The 18333-nt window shown below is 57.4% G+C and carries 19 protein-coding genes; 9 read left to right on the top strand and 10 right to left on the bottom strand.

Going from position 1 to position 18333, the window contains the following annotated elements:
- Positions 1–11 precede the first annotated feature (11 nt).
- Positions 12–605, top strand: a complete 594-nt coding sequence (locus tag ATY80_RS15150) for a nitroreductase family protein (protein WP_088693190.1) — start codon at positions 12–14, stop codon at positions 603–605.
- A 66-nt stretch (positions 606–671) separates the two neighbouring features.
- Here ATY80_RS15150 and gyrB read toward each other — a convergent pair whose 3' ends face one another.
- The 5 genes from gyrB to ATY80_RS15125 form a co-directional block, all read right to left on the bottom strand.
- Positions 672–3107 (bottom strand): DNA topoisomerase (ATP-hydrolyzing) subunit B, encoded by a 2436-nt coding sequence (gene gyrB / locus ATY80_RS15145; RefSeq protein ID WP_088693189.1) that lies wholly within the window; start codon positions 3105–3107, stop codon positions 672–674.
- Between the two features lie 133 nt (positions 3108–3240).
- Positions 3241–3618, bottom strand: a complete 378-nt coding sequence (locus ATY80_RS15140) for a helix-turn-helix domain-containing protein (RefSeq protein WP_088693188.1) — start codon at positions 3616–3618, stop codon at positions 3241–3243.
- Entirely contained in the window at positions 3615–4178 is a 564-nt protein-coding gene (locus ATY80_RS15135; RefSeq protein WP_088693187.1) for a Smr/MutS family protein, read from the bottom strand. Before ATY80_RS15135 ends, ATY80_RS15140 begins: the two co-directional genes overlap by 4 nt.
- Positions 4178–5296, bottom strand: a complete 1119-nt coding sequence (locus ATY80_RS15130) for a murein transglycosylase A (RefSeq protein ID WP_088693186.1) — start codon at positions 5294–5296, stop codon at positions 4178–4180. Before ATY80_RS15130 ends, ATY80_RS15135 begins: the two co-directional genes overlap by 1 nt.
- The gene (locus ATY80_RS15125; protein ID WP_088693185.1) at positions 5289–5993 is read right to left on the bottom strand and encodes a Tim44/TimA family putative adaptor protein; all 705 of its coding nucleotides are present in this window, start codon (positions 5991–5993) and stop codon (positions 5289–5291) included. The genes ATY80_RS15130 and ATY80_RS15125 overlap by 8 nt, the downstream gene beginning before the upstream one ends.
- Before the next feature lie 125 nt (positions 5994–6118).
- Between ATY80_RS15125 and ATY80_RS15120 the strand changes: the two genes are divergently transcribed.
- Positions 6119–6607: an FxsA family protein gene (locus tag ATY80_RS15120; RefSeq protein WP_088693184.1), complete on the top strand. Its 489-nt coding sequence runs from the start codon at positions 6119–6121 to the stop codon at positions 6605–6607.
- A 91-nt stretch (positions 6608–6698) separates the two neighbouring features.
- Complete coding sequence (gene secB / locus ATY80_RS15115) at positions 6699–7181, top strand: protein-export chaperone SecB (RefSeq protein ID WP_016556856.1); 483 nt, start codon at positions 6699–6701, stop codon at positions 7179–7181.
- 57 nt (positions 7182–7238) lie between these two features.
- On the opposite strand, the gene dnaQ is transcribed toward secB, so the two are convergent.
- Genes dnaQ through ATY80_RS15090 form a run of 5 tightly spaced genes read right to left on the bottom strand, consistent with a single transcriptional unit; the run spans position 7239 to position 10852 of the window.
- Positions 7239–7946 carry a DNA polymerase III subunit epsilon gene (gene dnaQ, locus ATY80_RS15110; RefSeq protein ID WP_088693183.1) on the bottom strand — a complete coding sequence of 236 codons (708 nt, stop codon included), beginning with the start codon at positions 7944–7946 and terminating at the stop codon, positions 7239–7241.
- A complete protein-coding gene (gene coaE / locus ATY80_RS15105) occupies positions 7939–8550 on the bottom strand; it encodes a dephospho-CoA kinase (protein ID WP_088693182.1) in 612 nt (203 codons plus the stop codon). Before coaE ends, dnaQ begins: the two co-directional genes overlap by 8 nt.
- Entirely contained in the window at positions 8550–9407 is an 858-nt protein-coding gene (locus ATY80_RS15100; RefSeq protein ID WP_088693181.1) for a shikimate dehydrogenase, read from the bottom strand. The genes coaE and ATY80_RS15100 overlap by 1 nt, the downstream gene beginning before the upstream one ends.
- A complete protein-coding gene (locus ATY80_RS15095) occupies positions 9400–9999 on the bottom strand; it encodes a Maf-like protein (protein ID WP_088693180.1) in 600 nt (199 codons plus the stop codon). Before ATY80_RS15095 ends, ATY80_RS15100 begins: the two co-directional genes overlap by 8 nt.
- Positions 10000–10030: 31 nt before the next feature.
- On the bottom strand, positions 10031–10852 hold the full coding sequence (locus tag ATY80_RS15090) for a pyruvate, water dikinase regulatory protein (protein WP_088693179.1): 822 nt from the start codon (positions 10850–10852) through the stop codon (positions 10031–10033).
- A 403-nt stretch (positions 10853–11255) separates the two neighbouring features.
- On the opposite strand from ATY80_RS15090, the gene hemE reads away from it, so the two are divergent.
- The 6 genes from hemE to rsmG all read left to right on the top strand — a co-directional run bounded on the left by hemE (position 11256) and on the right by rsmG (position 18332).
- Positions 11256–12290, top strand: a complete 1035-nt coding sequence (gene hemE / locus ATY80_RS15085) for a uroporphyrinogen decarboxylase (protein WP_189637162.1) — start codon at positions 11256–11258, stop codon at positions 12288–12290.
- Between the two features lie 3 nt (positions 12291–12293).
- Positions 12294–12830 (top strand): protoporphyrinogen oxidase HemJ, encoded by a 537-nt coding sequence (gene hemJ, locus ATY80_RS15080; RefSeq protein WP_088693177.1) that lies wholly within the window; start codon positions 12294–12296, stop codon positions 12828–12830.
- Between the two features lie 193 nt (positions 12831–13023).
- Complete coding sequence (rho, locus tag ATY80_RS15075) at positions 13024–14289, top strand: transcription termination factor Rho (protein WP_007528691.1); 1266 nt, start codon at positions 13024–13026, stop codon at positions 14287–14289.
- 95 nt (positions 14290–14384) lie between these two features.
- The gene (gene mnmE / locus ATY80_RS15070; RefSeq protein ID WP_088693176.1) at positions 14385–15698 is read left to right on the top strand and encodes a tRNA uridine-5-carboxymethylaminomethyl(34) synthesis GTPase MnmE; all 1314 of its coding nucleotides are present in this window, start codon (positions 14385–14387) and stop codon (positions 15696–15698) included.
- Between the two features lie 107 nt (positions 15699–15805).
- Positions 15806–17680: a tRNA uridine-5-carboxymethylaminomethyl(34) synthesis enzyme MnmG gene (gene mnmG, locus ATY80_RS15065; RefSeq protein WP_088693175.1), complete on the top strand. Its 1875-nt coding sequence runs from the start codon at positions 15806–15808 to the stop codon at positions 17678–17680.
- Positions 17681–17714: 34 nt separating this feature from the next.
- Positions 17715–18332, top strand: coding sequence for a 16S rRNA (guanine(527)-N(7))-methyltransferase RsmG (rsmG, locus tag ATY80_RS15060; RefSeq protein ID WP_088693174.1), 618 nt, complete (start codon positions 17715–17717; stop codon positions 18330–18332).
- Position 18333 lies beyond the last annotated feature (1 nt).

The following is an 18333-nucleotide window of genomic DNA, read 5'->3' as shown; positions in this document are numbered from 1 at the left end:
TCGGAAGAGCCATGACAAAGAGCAACAATCGCGAATCCCAATACCCAATCAATCCGTTGTTCCTGGAGCGGTGGTCGCCGCGTGCTTTTACCGGCGAAGTGATCGATGAAACAGAGCTTCTGACGATCCTGGACGCCGCGCATTGGGCACCGTCATCCGCCAACCAACAGCCCTGGCGATTCATTTATGCGCTCAATGGCTCCGAGGATTGGGACAAATTCGTCGGGCTCCTCGTCGAATCCAATCAGGAGTGGGCAAAGAATGCTTCGGCCCTGATCTACGTTGTCTCAAGGGGGTTCAACGGCGATTTCTCCGAAGGAAGGACGAGCTACACGCATTCGTTCGACGCCGGTACCGCTTGGGGGTATCTCGCGCTTCAGGCTCGGCTTTCGGGTTTCTACGCCCACGGCATGGGCGGTATCAAGCACGAGGAGATCCAAAAAACCTTTTCGGTTCCCGAGGGCTATCGGGTCGAGGCAGGCATCGCGGTCGGGCGCCTTGCTGACAAGAGCGTGCTTTCGGAGCGGAATCAGGAACGGGAAGTCCCGAGCCAGCGCAAACCTCTTTCGGAGGTGGCGTTTCGAGGCAAGTTCATCGCGAACTAGTCCTTGCGACAAGGCCCACGCGTCGAAGCGTGGGGCCTTGAAGACACGCATCTCGTGTTGCGTAGCTTAAATATCGAGGTTTGCAACGCTCAGTGCGTTGTCCTGGATGAACTCCCGGCGGGGCTCGACTTCGTCACCCATCAGGCGAGCGAACAGGCCATCAGCGTCCGTCGCGTCCGCGACCTTGACCTGCAGCAGGGAGCGAACATTCGGATCGAGCGTCGTTTCCCAGAGCTGTTCGGCATTCATCTCGCCAAGACCCTTATAACGCTGCATCGTCAAGCCCTTGCGGCCGCTTGCAAAAATCACGTCCAACAGCGCCCGTGGGCCGGAAATCTCCACGTCGCCGTCGCGTCGGGAGAGTGACGGAGGTATCTGATAGATCTCCTTCAGGCGAGCCGATAGCTGGTCGAGAAGCCGCGCGTCCTGGGAACCGATCAACGCCATATCGAGCACGACGACTTCCTTCACGCCGCGAACCATGCGCTCAAGCTTGAGGCCGCCTTCGCTGGTCAGGCCACCTTCCCAACCGCGTTCGGTCTCCTCAGCAATCAGGTCGAGGCGTCTGGCAACGTCACCGGCGAGCTGTTCTGCCCTCGAGCGGTCGCTGACGGCTTCCGCATTGAGAGCACCGGCAATCGCTGCCTGTTCGACGGCAGCGCGATTGTAGCGTGAGTGCAGATTGTCGAGGAGCGCGCGAAGGCGCAGTGCATCGCTGATCACCTCGCCAAGGTCCTGGCCGGTTCGCACTTCGCCGCTCCCGAGCTTCAAGGCAGCGTCTTCCAAACCCTGACCGATCAGGTAATCCTCAAGGGCCTTCTCGTTCTTCACGTACTGGATCGATTTGCCGCGCGAGACCTTATAAAGCGGCGGCTGGGCGATATAAAGATGACCGCGCTCGATCAATTCAGGCATCTGACGGAAGAAGAAGGTCAACAGCAGCGTACGAATGTGCGCGCCGTCGACGTCAGCGTCGGTCATGATGATGATCTTGTGGTAGCGCAGCTTTTCGGCATTGAACTCATCCTTGCCGATGCCTGTGCCGAGAGCGGTAATCAGCGTGCCGATTTCCTGGCTGGACAGCATCTTGTCGAAACGAGCGCGTTCGACGTTGAGGATCTTGCCGCGCAGCGGCAGGATCGCCTGGTTCTCGCGCGACCGGCCCTGCTTGGCCGAACCGCCTGCCGAGTCGCCCTCGACGAGGAAGACTTCAGATTTGGCAGGATCGCGCTCCGAGCAATCGGCGAGCTTACCGGGCAGAGAGGCAATGTCGAGAGCGCCCTTGCGGCGGGTCAGTTCGCGCGCCTTGCGGGCAGCTTCGCGCGCCGCTGCAGCTTCAACCACCTTGCCGACCAAAACCTTGGCTTCCGTCGGATGCTCTTCCAGCCACGTGCTTAGTGCTTCGCTGACGAGGTTCTCGACAACGGGGCGAACCTCGGAAGAAACAAGCTTGTCCTTGGTCTGCGACGAAAACTTCGGATCCGGCACCTTGACGGAAAGAACGGCGGTCAAGCCTTCGCGGCAATCGTCACCGGTCAGCGTCACCTTTTCCTTCTTCGTGATGCCAGACGTATCGGCGTAGGAGGTGATCTGACGGGTCAGCGCGGCGCGGAAGCCAGCCATGTGCGTGCCGCCGTCGCGCTGCGGAATGTTGTTCGTGAAGCAAAGGACGTTCTCGTGGTAGCTGTCATTCCACCACATCGCGACTTCGACGGTAATACCGTCCTTCTCGCCGCGGATCGCCACCGGCTTGTCGACGAGCGGCTTCTTGGCACGGTCGAGATAGGAGACGAAGGCTTCCAGGCCACCGTCATAGATCATCTCTTCCTGCCTGACATCCGAATGACGCTTGTCGCTGAGCAGGATGCGAACGCCCGAGTTCAAGAACGCGAGCTCGCGAAGGCGATGCTCCAGCGTGCCGTAATCGAATTCGGTCATCGTGAAGGTTTCGGAACTCGGCATGAAGCTGACTTCCGTGCCGGTTTCATTGCCAGCGTCGCCTATCACCTTCAACGGCGCATCGGCTACGCCGTGCGTGAAGCTCATCTCGTGAATCTTGCCTTGACGGCGGATCTTCAGCCTCAGCCAGACGGACAGCGCATTGACAACGGAAACGCCAACACCGTGCAGACCACCGGAAACCTTGTAGGAGTTCTGGTCGAACTTACCGCCGGCATGCAGCTGCGTCATGATGACTTCTGCCGCCGAAACGCCCTCACCGCTATGGATGTCCGTCGGGATGCCGCGGCCGTTGTCGGTGACGGTGACCGAGCCATCGGGATTGAGCGTTACCGTCACGATATCGGCGTGGCCTGCGAGCGCTTCATCGATCGCGTTGTCGACGACTTCGTAGACCATGTGATGAAGACCCGAGCCGTCGTCGGTGTCACCGATATACATACCCGGGCGTTTGCGCACTGCATCGAGGCCCTTCAGAACCTTGATCGAGTCTGCGCCATATTCGGTGCTAACGCCGTTTTCCGTCGTGGGTATATCGGTCATACTTTTCGAGAATTTCCCTGTTGTCGGGGCAGAGGGGAGACTTGCGAATCACCTGCCTTTTACATGCCAGAATATAGGGTTTTGATCCAAGTTCCCAATGCCAGCACGCTCAAACTGGCTATAAATCAGGGGATTATGACCGTTTTCCGTCCGCTTTTCCGCCGTTTTCGAGAATGCTCCTCAGTTCGCCAAGCGTCGTTTGGTCAAGATCGCGTATACGCCCCGCAAGAAGGTTCGCAAATGCGGTATGTTCGGCCGATAATCCCGACGTATCCACGACCACGCGGGGGTCCGAGGAGCGGGCCAAAAGGAAGAGTTCTTCCGCCTCATCCCAGATAATGTTGAAGTAGCCGGCGATACGCTGCAGCAAATCGAACGTCGGCAAACCGCGTCGTCCGTGTTCGAGTGCCGACAGATAGGCTGGGGACACATTGAGAGCCGCCGCCATCTGTTTTTGCGAGACGCCCTTGCGTTCGCGTAACTTACGGACAGCCTCACCGAACGGCGTCACGATCTCTCTCCGTGGCGGCGTGACAACCGGATGTAGAGGGCGCCCTCGCCGCCGTGATGGTGGGCTGCCGTTTCATAAGACGAGATGAAATACCGAAACTCCGGCTTCGAGAACCACATCGGGACGGCGCGCTTCAGAGCACCTTCGCTGCCGAGTGAACTGCCCTTACCGGTAATCACGAGGACATGTCTCATCCCTCGCTCGTGGGCTCGCATCAGGAATTCGAGAAGCAATATATGAGCTTCGCTTTGGACCAGCCCATGCAGGTCGATTCGAGCTTCCAATGGCAGTCGGCCTTTGGCGATCTTGCGCTTAACCGGCCTTTCAAGCGGGTGGTGGACACCGGACCGTGTTTTAGGAGCTACCGGAGTAGCCGGCTCGGCCTCACCTTCGGAAGGTTGCTTCGGGCTTGCTGCGGTCTGTTTTTCAACCTCTGCCTCTGTCAGAAACGCGTCGAGTTCGGCCAGTTCATCCTTCTTGCCGGGCATTGGGCGTGTGCTCCGCGCGACCTTGCCCCAAAGTATCCTTTCGTCGGTGTTGAGCTTCCGATCTCGTGCCATCAAGCGAACCTCGCTGCGGCTGCATTGGGAAGCAGGACGACGAAGTCGGCATCATGGCGCACCGTTCCAGCGAGCTCTCCTGCCTGATCCCCCGATCCGGTGAAAATATCACCCCTCGCCGGCCCGACGATGGCGGAGCCGGTGTCGAGAGCAAGCATTAATCGCGCGAACGGCTTGCCTCCATCGAGATCGACGAGATCTTCGGAGCGAATGAAAAACGGGAAGCCAAAAGTGTGAATGAGCCGATCGACGGCCAGCGAACGTCCGGCAATCAGCGGTACTTTTGCCGCAGCAACAGGGCCGGCGTCCAGATCTGCTGCCGGGACCTCACGGAAGAAAATGTAGGAGCGATTGTGCCACAGAATCTCGTCCACCTGATGCGGATGGGCGCCGAGCCACCGTCGAATGGTCTGCATTGAAATCTCGGATCGTTCGATTTCTCCGCGCTCGATGAGTAGTTTGCCGATCGCCGAGAAGGGATGTCCCGCCTTCCCGGCATAGGTGATACGTCCGATGCTCCCGTCAGGGTAGCGCAGGCGCGCGGCACCTTGAACATGGACGAAGAAGACATCGACCTTCGACTTCGCCCAAGCAATCTCCAATCCTCTACCCGCCAGGAAGCCCTCATCGATCGCGCGCCGATCCGGATAGGCTTGGATGCTGCCGTCGCTCAACCGCCCGAAGGCGTAGCTTTCGGGCAGACACGCAGGACGATTGCCCGCATCAAGATCGATCAGATCATCAGGGCGGCGATAGAAGGGAAAGCGATATTCATCATCCGGCATAGCCGAGACCATAATCTCGGGCTCGTAGAAGGCGGTGACGAAACCCGAATTGCCATCGGCGCGGAGTATTCTGAACGGTCGACAGTGTGACTGGAAGAAGGCCCGGGCATCGGATGCCGACGAAATGCTCTCGCTCCGCGCTGCTTCGAGCAACGGCAAAAGGTGCTGCGCTGTCAAGCCGAGTGAGCCTGTCCGATACGGCTTGATCTCAATGATCTGCCGCCGGCATGCTTCCATCGCTTCAAAAAGGCCGGAGGGATCATCATCCATCCAGCCTTCCAGATCATCGAAGCGTATTGCTTGAAGGGCAAAGCCCGGAGTGTGTTCACTCATGTTCCGATTCGGTGGCCACGAGTTTCCAGTTGGGATCGCGGGAGCGAGTATCGCGCGCGAACGTCCAGAGATCATTGACCTCAGCAACGTTCTCCGCGTCGCCATCGATGAGCTTGTCGCTCTTGTCGTAGGTGGCCGAGATCAGTTGGCTGACGATACGGACGGTAATCTGGACTTCCGTGCCCTTGATCTCGGCGCTGGCGATCTCCGCCTTATCGATACCAACGAAGGTCGACTTCACCTTCTCACCCTTAGACTCACGATCAGAGATGGCGGCGTCGAAGCCGTCATAGACCTCGCGCGACAGGAGATTCTTCAGTGTCTTACGATCACCATCCGCAAACGCCATCACGATCATCTCGTAGGCCATTCGTGCACCGTTGACGAATTCCTTCGGATCGAAAGAGGCGTCGGCCTTGTTTATTTCGCGGAGAGACGCGTTGAGCGCGGTGCCAGCCGGAGCGATAGCATCGATCGCGGCGAAGCGATCGTCTTCTTCGCCCGATGCGTCGCGCCGCGGCAGTGTCACCACTTTTCCAGCGTCGGGAGACTCCGGCCCCATAGCATCGCGCGGCGTATAGAGATCGCGTGGAGGCTTCTCATTGCCCGTACGGCGGCCGAGAACACTGCGTAGCTGCAGAAAAATCAGCACCGCCGCGACAAGAAAAAACAATGTGATGAAGTCGTTTGAACCCATATCCCGCCGCAGCCGCTGTTAACTTCCCTGATTTGTACTCCCATATAGTCCGCCTATACAGATGATTCAAATAGGGTCGGCAACACGACCCTCCAACGGAGTCCGGCTCAGGCCGGAGTAAGACAATGCCTTTGAAGATCTTGCCTGGTTTTCTGCTGCTGCTTCCGCTCGCCGAGATTGCCGGTTTCGTGCTTGTCGGAAAGGCAATTGGGCTTTGGCCGACGCTAGCGCTTGTCATTTTGAGCTTTATGGTCGGCATGACCTTGCTCAGACGCCAAGGCATCGGGATCCTTCGCCGTATGTCGGCCGAGGGGCAAAACGGCATGGTGCCGGGCCGCGAACTGCTTCGCCCAGCCATGTTCGTGATCGCCTCATTGTTGTTGATGGTCCCCGGTTTCATCACCGACATCATAGCGTTGCTGATCTTCATTCCAGCCGTGCGTGATCTCGCCTGGCAATATGTCAGCCGCCGTTTCGTTGTCGTCGGTTCAACAAGCGGCTTCAAAGCGTCAAGCCGCGCCAAAGACTCCAAGATCGTCGACCTTGACGACGAGGATTATCGACGCGAACCCAACGACAATTCTCCCTGGTCAGGGAAGCATCTCGGCGAGTGACTTAACGCGCGAGCCGCCCGATGTCCCAGGGTTGTAACACCATGCCCGAAATGATAGAGCGGCACCATCCAATGCCCTCGAGGAAAAGCCAATGGCCGACGAAAACAGCAATAACGGTGCAACGAGCCCGAGCCTTACCATCCTTGCCCAGTACACCAAGGATCTCTCCTTCGAAAATCCGGGTGCTCCGCGTTCGCTGCAGGCACGTGACAAGGCTCCGGCCATCAACATCAATGTCAACGTCAACGCCAATCCGCTCTCCGATACGGATTTCGACGTTGTTCTGTCTCTGAACGCCGAAGCCAAGGATGGCGACAAGACGGTCTTCCATACCGAACTCGTCTATGGCGGCGTCTTCCGGATTGCCGGCTTCCCACAGGAGCACATGCTGCCGGTTCTCTTCATCGAGTGCCCGCGTATGCTCTTCCCATTCGCACGTCAGATCATTGCCGACGTCACGCGCAATGGTGGCTTCCCGCCGCTGATGATCGATCCAATCGATTTCTCTCAGATGTTTGCGCAGCGCGTTGCCGAAGAGCAGGCGCGTGCCAAGGTTCAGGCGACCACGAACTGACCGCGCGCACGTCGCACGCTGAACAAAATGAAATGCCCGGGTCACGCCCGGGCATTTTTAGTTTGTGAGATCGTATTTTCCCCAAATACCCTTCGCGCCGAGTTTGGCAATCAGTGCGTCATGGGCTTGCTGCTCGGCTTCGCTGAGACGCGGCGCAAGGGGGCGTGGTCGTTCGAGCGTGGCGATGATCATCTCTTCGACCGCGACTTCCTGACCGGCCGTGCTTACAGCGTTTCCGAGCCCAAGGGCGGCCTGACGACCGCCGATCATTTCGATGTAGACGTCGGCAAGCAGTTCGGAGTCGAGAAGCGCGCCGTGCTTCGTTCGATGTGTATTGTCGATGCCATAGCGACGGCAAAGCGCATCGAGTGAATTGGGGCCCATCGGATGCTTGCGGCGCGCCATCGACAGCGTATCGAGCACGCGGTCGGGCAGGATCGGCGGCAAATCAAGTCGGGCTAGTTCCGCGTTTATGAAGCCCATATCGAATGTGGCGTTATGCGCGATCCACTTCGCGTCGCCAAAGAAATCGATAATTTTTTGCGCGACATCTGCGAACGACGGCTTGTCCTTCAGGAACTCATCGGTGATGCCGTGCACGGCAAGCGCATCCGGGTGCACTTTCTGGTCGCCCGGATTGATGTAGATGTGGATCGTATTGCCGGTCGGGAAATGATTGAAAAGCTCAATGCCGCCGATCTCGATAATGCGGTCCACACGGTTGTCCAGGCCCGTGGTTTCCGTATCGAAGATGATTTCACGCATTCCGGAAGTCCCCGTTGGCGAGCCGCTGCTTCAAGTCCGAGACGATCTCCGCGACCCGCTTTCTGGCCGTTTCGATGCTATGCCCAGTATCGATCACATAGTCGGCCCTTGCTCGCTTTTCCGCATCTGGCGTCTGGCGCGCAAGAATCATGTTGAATTTTTCCACTGTCATACCCGGCCGCGCAAGCACGCGTTCCCGCTGTATCTGTGGATCACAGCTAACGACCACGATCACATCGATCCTGCTCTCGGCTCCCGTTTCAAATAATAGCGGGATATCAAGCAGCACCATCGGCGAGCCGCGTTGCCGTTCGCGTTCAATGAACTCCGCCTCACGCTTTCTGACGAGCGGGTGGACGATAGCTTCAAGGCGCTTGAACCCATCAGCGCTTCCAACCAGCTGGCGAGCCAGTTCCTGCCGATCGACAGCACCGTCTTTCATTGTTCCGGGAAAGGCAGCATCGACGAGGGGCGCCGCCTCCCCCGCATAGAGATCATGGACTACGGCATCGGAATCATTCACAGGCACTCCCGCTTCCGCGAAAAGCTTTGCCATGGTTGATTTGCCCATCCCAATCGAGCCGGTCAGTCCGATCCGCAACATCAATGCTTGTCCATGTCCTCGATAATGAGCGCACGCAGTTTCTCGTCGACCTTGGGACGATGTCCGAACCATTTCTCGAAACCTGGAACGGCTTGATGCAACAGCATGCCAAGACCATCGATAACGGCAAATCCTTGCCGTTCGGCTTGGATAAGGAAAGGCGTCTTCAGAGGCACATAGACGATATCCGTTACAACTGCGTCGGACAGCAGCGGCGAAAAGTCGATCTCTGGCGCATCCTCACCGTCCATGCCCAGCGAAGTCGTGTTCACGAAAAGACCGGCACCGCGCATGACTTCCGACAGAGCCGCCATCGAATGCGCGTTTACACTCGGCCCAAAGCGATCTGCCAATTCCTTGGCACGTTCGACCGTCCTGTTGACCAGATGAATTTCCTTGATGCCTCGATCGCGCAGCGCCTGGATGATCGACCGGCTCGCGCCACCGGCACCGAGGACCACAGCCGACTGGGCCTTGTCCCAGCCTGGATGCCGCTCGTCCAGATTTGCAGTGAAGCCGCGTCCATCCGTGTTCGTCGCCTTGAGCCGGCCCTCCTCCATCCAAAGCGTATTGGATGCACCGAGCTCCTCAGAAAGTGCATCCGGATCGTCGGCGAGCTTGAATGCCATTTCCTTGTGCGGGATGGTGACGTTGCCGCCTACGAAGCCCGAGTCGCCGCTCTTCATCGACGCGATAAAGGCTGGAAAATTGGCCGGTGCTACTTCATGGGCGCGGTATGATCCTGGGAGCTCAAGCGTCTTCAACCAGTAATCATGAATGAGAGGCGACCGGGAATGCTTGATAGGAAAGCCCGTAACGAAGGCCTGTGGCCCAAGTGTTTCACGTGAATCATCCATCAATCGCACCCAATTCTCTCAGCTTCTCCAATAACGGTAACATCGGCAGTCCCAGGATTGTAAAATAGTCGCCCTCGATCCGCGAAAACAATTGAAGCCCCTCTCCTTCGAGTTGGTAAGCACCAACGCTCGCAAGCGCTTTCTCTCCGACGCGCATCAAATGCCGTTGGATGAAGTCGGCATCGAGCGAGCGCATTGTAAGCTCGGCGTGTGAGACATGCTCCCAGACGATGTCGCCGTCGTAGGCGATCGCAATCGCGCTGTTCAGCCGGTGCGTCTTGCCCGACAACACTCCAAGGTGGTTCGCGGCATCGGCCATGTCCTTAGGCTTATGAAAGGTCTGTGGGCCGAGAGACATTGTTTGATCCGAGCCGATCACGAAGGAGGCAGGAAACCGATCGCTGACCTCCTTGGCCTTCGCCTTGGCAAGAACGAGGGCGACGGCATCCGGCGTTGCACCTTGGCGTTCGAGAGGTGCTTCGACAGCGCGCTCGTCGATGTGGGCAGCATGAGCCTCGAACGCGAGACCAGCGTTTTGCATCAGCATACGGCGGAACGGGCTGGAGGATGCGAGAACAAGTTTGGGTGTCATGGAGCCTCGAACGGGTCTGGTGCCGCTGCGCTTAACGCAGCTTCGGACGGAGAGCAACAATTGCAGCAGCCGTCTCCTCGATGGAGCGCCGCGTCACGTCGATGAGTGGCCAATTGTGCCGGGCGCAGAGCGATCGCGCGTATTTCAACTCCTCTGATATAGCGGCTCGGTCAGTATATTCCCCGCGATCAAATCCCGGCGTTGCTCCGAGGATACGGTTCTCACGGACTTGCGAGATGCGATCAGTCGTGGCGATCAGGCAGACGACCAACGGCTTGGTCGCGGCGAACAAGCTTTCTGGGAGCGGTACGCCATAAACGACCGGGATATTGGCGGTCTTGATGCCGCGATTGGCAAGGTAGATGCTCGTCGGCGTTTTAGACGTCCGACTGATGCCGATGATTACAACATCAGCGTCGTTATAGTCGTCCGGCATCTGACCATCGTCATGATCCATCGTGAAGTTAAGCGCTTCAATGCGGGCGAAATAGCCTGCGTTCATCACGTGCTGGGCGCCAACGCGCCGACGCGACGGCGCACCGAGATAGATCTGGAAAGCGTTCATGACCGGTTCCAGCACGTTCACCGACGCAACACCCATCTCTGCGCAGCGTTGGTCAATGAAAGTCGCGAGCTCTCGGTCGACAATCGTGTAGAGAACGATACCCGGCTGGCTGTCGATCGATTGAAGAACCTGCAAAAGCTGCTTGCGGTTGCGGACAAGCGGATAGACGTGCTCGATCGGCTGCGCGGACTTGAATTGGGCCGATGCTGCGCGCCCGGCGGAAATTAGCGTTTCGCCAGTCGAGTCAGAAATCAAATGCAGATGGAAGAAGTTCGTGCGGTTCTCCACGCTATTTTCCGTGGCCTGTTGAAAAGACTGGACAACGGAGAGCTAAGAGACCCGGTGGGTGTTAGGCAAGGGAAAACATGCCACCTTTTCCACAAATCGAATTTCATGGGAGCTGACAGACGCGGCTTGTTGGTTCTGTGGATAGCGCCTGCCAATTCGAACACGATCTATGTTTTTTCCACAGCTTGACCTCGTCTGCGAGGCCTTTTATCCTGTTGGAATAATTCGTATTTTCTGACTTTTCCGCGATCTAACGCAAAGAGGCCGCCACTCAATTGCCGCGGGCTGGGGGAGGCGCGACAAAAGGCTCCGGCAGTGGATGAATTTTAATCCTTGATAGAAACAGACTCTAAGAAATAGAAACCTTTTAAAATATCTTAGATTTTTTATAGGGAAGAAGCGCGTGGGTGAAAGCCGCCGGAAAATCATGAGGGTCTTGGATGGCGAAACGCTCAGCCCTCCCCCAATATGGCTGATGAGGCAGGCAGGACGATACCTTCCTGAGTATAGGGAGACGCGGGCGAAGGCCGGAAGTTTCCTTGATCTCTGTTATTCTCCTGAGCATGCTGTGGAGGTTACTCTCCAGCCCATTCGCCGCTACGGCTTTGATGCGGCCATTCTCTTCTCTGATATCTTGGTGATCCCAGATGCAATGAAGCGCAACGTTCGCTTCACGGAGGGGCATGGACCGGAGATGGATCCAATCGATGAAAGCGGAATCGATAGGATCGAGACAGATCACGTCATCGACTACCTCAAGCCTGTTCTCGAAACGGTGGAGCGCTTGCGGCGCGAGCTGCCTGCCGAGACCACTCTCCTGGGCTTCTGTGGCGCTCCGTGGACGGTTGCGACCTACATGATCGCCGGCCATGGCACACCCGACCAAGCTCCCGCACGGCTCTTTGCCTACAAGCATCCGAAGGCCTTCGAACATCTGCTTGCCGTCCTGGCAGAGGTTTCGGCCGACTATTTGGTCGCGCAGATTGATGCAGGGGCCGATGCCGTACAGATCTTCGATTCCTGGGCCGGTGTTCTCGGGGAGCGGGAGTTTGAGGCGTTCGCGGTGAAACCTGTTGCGCGGATGATCGCCTCCATCAAGGCGCGTCGGCCTAATGCTCGGGTCATCGCCTTCGCCAAGGGTGCCGGCTTCCTGCTGAAGGATTATCGCCGGAAAACGAACGCCGATGCGATCGGACTTGATTGGTCCGTGCCTCTGGATTTCGCAGCTGAGCTGCAAAAGGACGGAGCCGTCCAGGGCAATCTCGATCCGATGCGGGTCGTTGCCGGCGGCTTGGCGCTCCAGGAAGGTATCAATGACATCCTCGAGAAGCTTGGTGACGGCCCGCTGATATTCAATCTCGGGCATGGCATCACGCCCCAGGCCGACCCTCAAAACGTCCAGCTGCTCGTCGAGCATGTCCGCAGCTGGAGGCGATAGCTGATGGAAAAGCAGACTGACGAAAGGTCTGGCGTCTATGCGCGTCGTCGCGCGCATTTCGCGATCCTGTTCTTCGCATTTCTGGCTGTTGGGCTATTTCTCTGGAATCCTGATGATCTCTATCTCTGGATCAAGGCGCTTCACATTATCGCGGTGATTTCGTGGATGGCCGGCCTCTTCTACATGCCGCGGCTTTTCATCTATCATACCGATGCGGAACCGGGTTCGACGCAGTCGGAGACCTTTAAAGTGATGGAACGTCGCCTATTGAAGGTAATCATGAATCCGGCAATGATGCTGACCTGGATCTTCGGCCTTTATCTCGCCTGGTCGGTCTATGGTTTTCATGGCGGCTGGCTGCACGCGAAGCTAGGTCTCGTGGTGCTTCTGACCGGCATTCACATCTTCTTCTCACGTGCGGTCAAGACGTTCGAACGCGATGAAAACCGCCGGTCAGCACGGTACTGGCGTTTCATGAATGAAGCGCCGACCTTATTGATGATCGCGATTGTCATTCTGGTCGTGGTCAAGCCGTTCTGATGAAAGGTCGTTCGGTTAAATTTGCTTGATTTTAAGCAGCCCTCTTGCGGTGGTGAACCTTACTCGCTATTTTCGCTCCACCTCATCCTGGTGGCATGTATGTAAAGTTCGATCGTCTGCGATCCCTTCGCAGGACCGATTACAGCCCTCGACATCGCCTTCCCCCCTAGAATTTAAGAGTAATGGTCACTTCATGGCTGAAATGAAGCTTCAAGAACTTAAGAGTAAGTCCCCGACGGATCTGCTGGCATTCGCCGAATCGCTCGAGGTCGAAAATGCGAGCACGATGCGCAAACAGGAATTGATGTTTGCTATCCTGAAGGTACTTGCCAGCCAGGATGTGGAGATCATCGGCGAAGGCGTTGTTGAAGTTCTGCAGGACGGCTTTGGTTTCCTGCGGTCTGCTAACGCAAACTACCTTCCAGGCCCGGACGATATCTATATCTCGCCCTCGCAGATCCGCCGTTTCTCGTTGAAGACGGGCGACACGGTCGAAGGCCCGATCCGCGGGCCCAAGGAAGGCGAGCGCTACTTCGCGCTGCTGAAGGTCAACACCATTAATTTCGACGATCCCGAGAAGATTCGTCATAAGGTTCATTTCGACAACCTGACGCCGCTCTACCCGAACGAGCGCTTCAGGATGGAATTGGATGTTCCCACCTCAAAGGACCTGTCGCCACGCGTCATCGATCTTGTCGCGCCGCTTGGCAAGGGCCAGCGTGGATTGATCGTCGCGCCGCCACGTACCGGTAAGACTGTTCTCCTTCAGAACATTGCGCACTCGATCACTGCGAATCATCCCGAGTGCTACCTGATTGTTCTCCTCATTGACGAACGCCCGGAAGAAGTCACGGACATGCAGCGCTCTGTCCGCGGTGAAGTCATCTCCTCGACCTTCGACGAACCGGCTGTGCGCCACGTCCAAGTGGCCGAAATGGTCATCGAGAAGGCGAAGCGTCTTGTCGAACACGGGCGCGACGTCGTGATTCTGCTTGATTCGATCACGCGTCTCGGCCGCGCCTACAACACTGTTGTCCCGTCCTCCGGTAAAGTGCTCACCGGCGGTGTCGACGCGAACGCTCTGCAGCGCCCGAAGCGCTTCTTCGGCGCAGCCCGCAACATCGAAGAGGGCGGGTCGCTAACGATTATCGCGACGGCTCTTATCGACACCGGCAGCCGCATGGATGAAGTCATCTTTGAAGAGTTCAAGGGCACCGGTAACTCTGAAATCGTTCTCGACCGCAAGGTTGCCGACAAGCGTATCTTCCCGGCGATGGACATTCTGAAGTCCGGTACGCGCAAGGAAGACCTGCTGGTGCCGCGCCAGGATCTCCAGAAGATCTTCGTCCTGCGCCGCATCCTGGCCCCGATGGGAACAACCGACGCGATTGAGTTCCTGATCGACAAATTGAAGCAGACGAAGAACAATCCGGACTTCTTCGATTCAATGAATACGTAATCCTTAGGCGGATTCGTCAACAAAGCCGGTCACCGATGTGGCCGGCTTTGTCATTTCAACGAACGTTCCCTTCAGCCTTGAACTGGAGAAGGAAGATGCTGCCCCACAAGGAAACGATATTCGCTCTGTCGAGTGGCGCTGTACCGGCTGGTCTAGCCGTCATGCGAATCAGCGGAGCGGACGTTCCGGCTGTTCTTGCCGCTCTGATTGGGAGCCTTCCGCCCCCGCGGCAGGCGACATTACGATCGATTCGGACTCGTAATGGTCTGGTGATTGACACCGGCCTCGTCCTGCTCTTCCCGGCGCCGCATTCCTTTACCGGCGAAAATGTCGCGGAACTGCATCTCCACGGAGGTCGTGCGGTTGTCGACGCCCTACACCGCGAACTCGCTGCGTTTCCGAATTTGCGACCTGCCGCACCGGGAGAATTCTCGCGGCGAGCCTTTGAAAACGGAAAGCTGGATCTGATCGAGGTCGAGGGTCTGGCGGATCTTATCGCTGCCGAAACGGAGATGCAGCGCCGTTTGGCCGTCGAGCAGAGCTCGGGAGGCCTGTCCTCGATCTACTATGGCTGGTCAGAGAGACTGACCCGCGCCCGTGCGCTGATCGAGGCTGAGCTGGACTTTCCCGATGAGGAGGATGTTCCGGGTTCAGTCTCGGATCAAGTTTGGGCGGATGTGTCGCGCCTGACAGAGGAGCTTGCCAGCCATCTCGAGCAGCTGGAGGCCGGCGAAATTATCCGCGATGGCTTCAAGGTCGTTATCGCCGGCAAGCCTAATGCCGGCAAGTCTAGCCTTATGAACGCCCTAGCCAGGCGCGATATTGCGATCGTCACCGAGATCGCTGGTACAACCCGCGATGTGCTGCAGGTTGACCTGAGCATGGACGGGTACCTTGTCAAACTCTACGATACTGCTGGTCTTCGAGACACCGATGAGATCGTCGAACGTGAGGGTATTCGCCGTGCGGAGAAGATCATTACAGAGGCGGACCTGCTGATCTTTATCGAAGACCTATCGATAGACAGCGTGACGGAAGAGCCTCCTGAAGGTGCGGTTTTGGTGGGCACGAAATCCGATCTTCCAAGTCGAAGCGTGAGGCAATATGATCTCGTCATTTCCACCAAGGACGGCGTGGGACTGGAGGCGCTTCGAGGCTTAATCGTACAGCGTCTAAAGGCAAAAGTGCAGCCTCAATCGATGGCCATCCCGAGCCGCGCTCGTCATAGAGAGGCGCTTTCAAGGTCATTAGCGGCTTTACAGGCATCCCTTCTTTCCCCGGGCCGCGGTCTGGATTTGCGGGCCGAGGATCTCCGTGTTGCCGGCGATGCCTTAGGACGCGTAACCGGACGTGTTGATGTCGAAAACCTGCTTGATGTGATCTTCGGTGAATTTTGTATCGGAAAATGATTCACGTGAAACGTCCGATCCCAGGCGTGGCAGTCAGGTTTCACGTGAAACGCCTTGACTCGCCTGACAACATCGCGCATCACCTGACCATCTCAGGAGCTTGAAGAATGGTTACCTCACGGTTCGATGTCATTGTCATCGGCGGCGGGCATGCGGGATGCGAAGCCGCTGCCGCTGCCGCGCGTCTTGGCGCCAAGACAGCGCTGGTGACGCATCGACGCGATACCGTCGGGGTCATGTCTTGCAATCCGGCAATTGGTGGACTTGGAAAAGGTCACCTGGTTCGAGAGATCGACGCAATGGATGGGCTCATGGGTCGCGTCGCTGATGCGGCCGGCATCCAGTTTCGTATGCTGAACCGGAAGAAAGGCCCAGCAGTGCGCGGCCCACGCACGCAAGCAGATCGTAAGCTCTATCGACAAGCGATGCTCGCGGAGATTGAGGGTATTCAAAATCTCACCGTGGTGGAAGGCGACGCGTTTGACCTGTCGATAAGGGATGGTCGAGTTACCGCCGTTGTTATGAAAGATAGCCGGATTCTGGCGTGCGGGTCGGTCGTGCTGACGACCGGCACCTTCCTACGAGGGCTCATTCATATCGGCGATCAAAAGATTCCAGCAGGTCGTGTCGGCGAGGAACCATCCGTTGGCCTCTCTCAAACACTGCTGAACTTTGGGCTGCGTCTTGGACGTCTGAAGACCGGGACGCCGGCGCGACTGGATGGGACGACCATCGACTGGCAGAGTGTCGGCCGCCAGGGCGCTGATGAAGATCCGGTTCCCTTTTCCTTCATGACCGATCGCATCGTGAACCCGCAGATTGATTGCGGCGTTACACGGACAACGGAGGCGACTCATCGCATCATCGTTGAGAATCTAAAGCGCTCTGCCATGTATTCCGGCCAAATCGAGGGCGTCGGCCCCCGCTACTGCCCGTCGATTGAGGATAAGCTTGTTAAATTTGGCGAACGAGACGGGCATCAGGTCTTCCTTGAGCCGGAGGGACTTGATGATGATACGGTCTATCCAAACGGCATCTCGACGTCGCTGCCCGCCGAGATTCAAGACGCCTTCATTCGCACGATTCCCGGCCTCGAACGGGTCGTCATTCTGCAGCCTGGTTATGCGATCGAATACGACCATGTCGATCCGCGGGAGTTGAAACCAACGCTTGAAGTCAAGAAGATGCCGGGCCTCTTTCTGGCCGGGCAGATCAATGGAACCACCGGCTACGAAGAAGCAGCAGCGCAGGGCCTTGTCGCCGGTATTAACGCGGCGCGGCTCTCCGGCGATCAGGACGAGATCCGCTTCAGCAGAACGGATTCCTATATCGGCGTGATGGTCGACGATCTGACCTCGCGTGGTGTTGCCGAACCGTACCGGATGTTCACCTCTCGCGCCGAATACCGCCTATCGCTGCGCGCTGACAATGCGGATATCCGCCTAACGCCTCTGGCGATGCGCATAGGAGCGGCTTCCTCCAAGCGCCGTGATCGCTTTGAGGCATACAGCGATGCTTTGGACGCGGGTCGCGCTAGACTGAAGTCACTCTCAGTGACGCCAAGTGAAGCTGCGGGCTTTCGTTTGAAGCTCAACCAGGACGGCCAGCGCCGATCGGCTTATGATCTTCTTTCCTACCCCGATTTTAGTCTCGCGGATCTTGAGCGGATTTGGCCCGAGCTAGAAGAGATCGGCGGTCGCGTGGCTGAGGCCTTGGAGATTGAGGCGAGCTACGCCGTCTACATGCAGCGGCAATCTGCCGACATCGCGCAGGTCAAGCGGGATGAAGATCGTGTAATACCGGATGACTTCAACTTCAACGCGCTCTCCGGCTTGTCCAATGAACTCAAGCAGAAGCTGCGTGTTGCGCGCCCGTTTAATGTCGCACAGGCGGCGAAGATTGACGGCATGACGCCCGCTGCTATTTCGTTGCTGCTCGTTCACTTGCGTCGCAACGCGATTGACGTCGCGGCGTCGGCCTGAAAATCATCTTATTGCAATCTGCGAGAGTCCTACAATGCAACTGAACGGTCGACGTGTTTCACGTGAAACACAGGAGCGTCTCGAACATTTCGTGGCGCTCTTTCAAAAATGGGCGCGGTCGATCAACTTGAGTGCGCCGTCGACCCTGGATGATGCGTGGAACCGCCACATCGCCGATTCGGCTCAGATTTTCCAGCTCCAATCAACCCCCCTTCGCTGGATCGATCTAGGCAGCGGAGGTGGCTTTCCCGCGATTGTCACGGCTATCATGTTGGCCGAGCTTGGTGCGGGGTGGGTTCATCTCGTTGAGAGCAATCATAAGAAGGCAGCATTCCTGCGCACGGCCCTCCGCGAAACCGGCGGCAGAGGGTCTGTACACCCGGTTCGGATCGAGGATGCTCCATCGATCGTGGAAGATTGTGATTTCGTGTCCGCGCGGGCGCTTGCTGATCTCGAGAAGCTCTTTGGTTATATTGAACCGTGGTCGAAACGGAACGCAAAACTTCGCGCCTATCTTCATAAAGGCCGGGATTACCGGAGCGAGCTCAATAAAGCGCATGGTGGCTGGGGATTCGATCTGTTAGAACATATGAGCGCTGTCGAGCAGGATTCTGTCATTTTGGAAATCTTCAATCTCCAGCGCGTGGCTTAAC

Origin of the sequence: Rhizobium sp. R711 (assembly GCF_002211365.1) — a bacterium.
Classification (GTDB): Bacteria; Pseudomonadota; Alphaproteobacteria; order Rhizobiales; family Rhizobiaceae; genus Rhizobium.
The sequence above is the reverse complement of the archived record's forward strand: the minus strand, read 5'-3'. Positions and strand labels throughout refer to the sequence as shown.

Excerpts from the sequence above, each read along its gene's own strand:
- ATY80_RS15150 (WP_088693190.1), top strand. The coding sequence starts at position 12 with ATGACAAAGAGCAACAATCGCGAATCCCAATACCCAATCAATCCGTTG.
- gyrB (WP_088693189.1), bottom strand. The coding sequence starts at position 3,107 with ATGACCGATATACCCACGACGGAAAACGGCGTTAGCACCGAATATGGC.
- ATY80_RS15135 (WP_088693187.1), bottom strand. The coding sequence starts at position 4,178 with ATGGCACGAGATCGGAAGCTCAACACCGACGAAAGGATACTTTGGGGC.
- ATY80_RS15130 (WP_088693186.1), bottom strand. The coding sequence starts at position 5,296 with ATGAGTGAACACACTCCGGGCTTTGCCCTTCAAGCAATACGCTTCGAT.
- ATY80_RS15125 (WP_088693185.1), bottom strand. The coding sequence starts at position 5,993 with ATGGGTTCAAACGACTTCATCACATTGTTTTTTCTTGTCGCGGCGGTG.
- ATY80_RS15120 (WP_088693184.1), top strand. The coding sequence starts at position 6,119 with ATGCCTTTGAAGATCTTGCCTGGTTTTCTGCTGCTGCTTCCGCTCGCC.
- secB (WP_016556856.1), top strand. The coding sequence starts at position 6,699 with ATGGCCGACGAAAACAGCAATAACGGTGCAACGAGCCCGAGCCTTACC.
- dnaQ (WP_088693183.1), bottom strand. The coding sequence starts at position 7,946 with ATGCGTGAAATCATCTTCGATACGGAAACCACGGGCCTGGACAACCGT.
- coaE (WP_088693182.1), bottom strand. The coding sequence starts at position 8,550 with ATGTTGCGGATCGGACTGACCGGCTCGATTGGGATGGGCAAATCAACC.
- ATY80_RS15100 (WP_088693181.1), bottom strand. The coding sequence starts at position 9,407 with ATGGATGATTCACGTGAAACACTTGGGCCACAGGCCTTCGTTACGGGC.
- ATY80_RS15095 (WP_088693180.1), bottom strand. The coding sequence starts at position 9,999 with ATGACACCCAAACTTGTTCTCGCATCCTCCAGCCCGTTCCGCCGTATG.
- hemJ (WP_088693177.1), top strand. The coding sequence starts at position 12,294 with ATGGAAAAGCAGACTGACGAAAGGTCTGGCGTCTATGCGCGTCGTCGC.
- rho (WP_007528691.1), top strand. The coding sequence starts at position 13,024 with ATGGCTGAAATGAAGCTTCAAGAACTTAAGAGTAAGTCCCCGACGGAT.
- mnmE (WP_088693176.1), top strand. The coding sequence starts at position 14,385 with ATGCTGCCCCACAAGGAAACGATATTCGCTCTGTCGAGTGGCGCTGTA.
- mnmG (WP_088693175.1), top strand. The coding sequence starts at position 15,806 with ATGGTTACCTCACGGTTCGATGTCATTGTCATCGGCGGCGGGCATGCG.
- rsmG (WP_088693174.1), top strand. The coding sequence starts at position 17,715 with ATGCAACTGAACGGTCGACGTGTTTCACGTGAAACACAGGAGCGTCTC.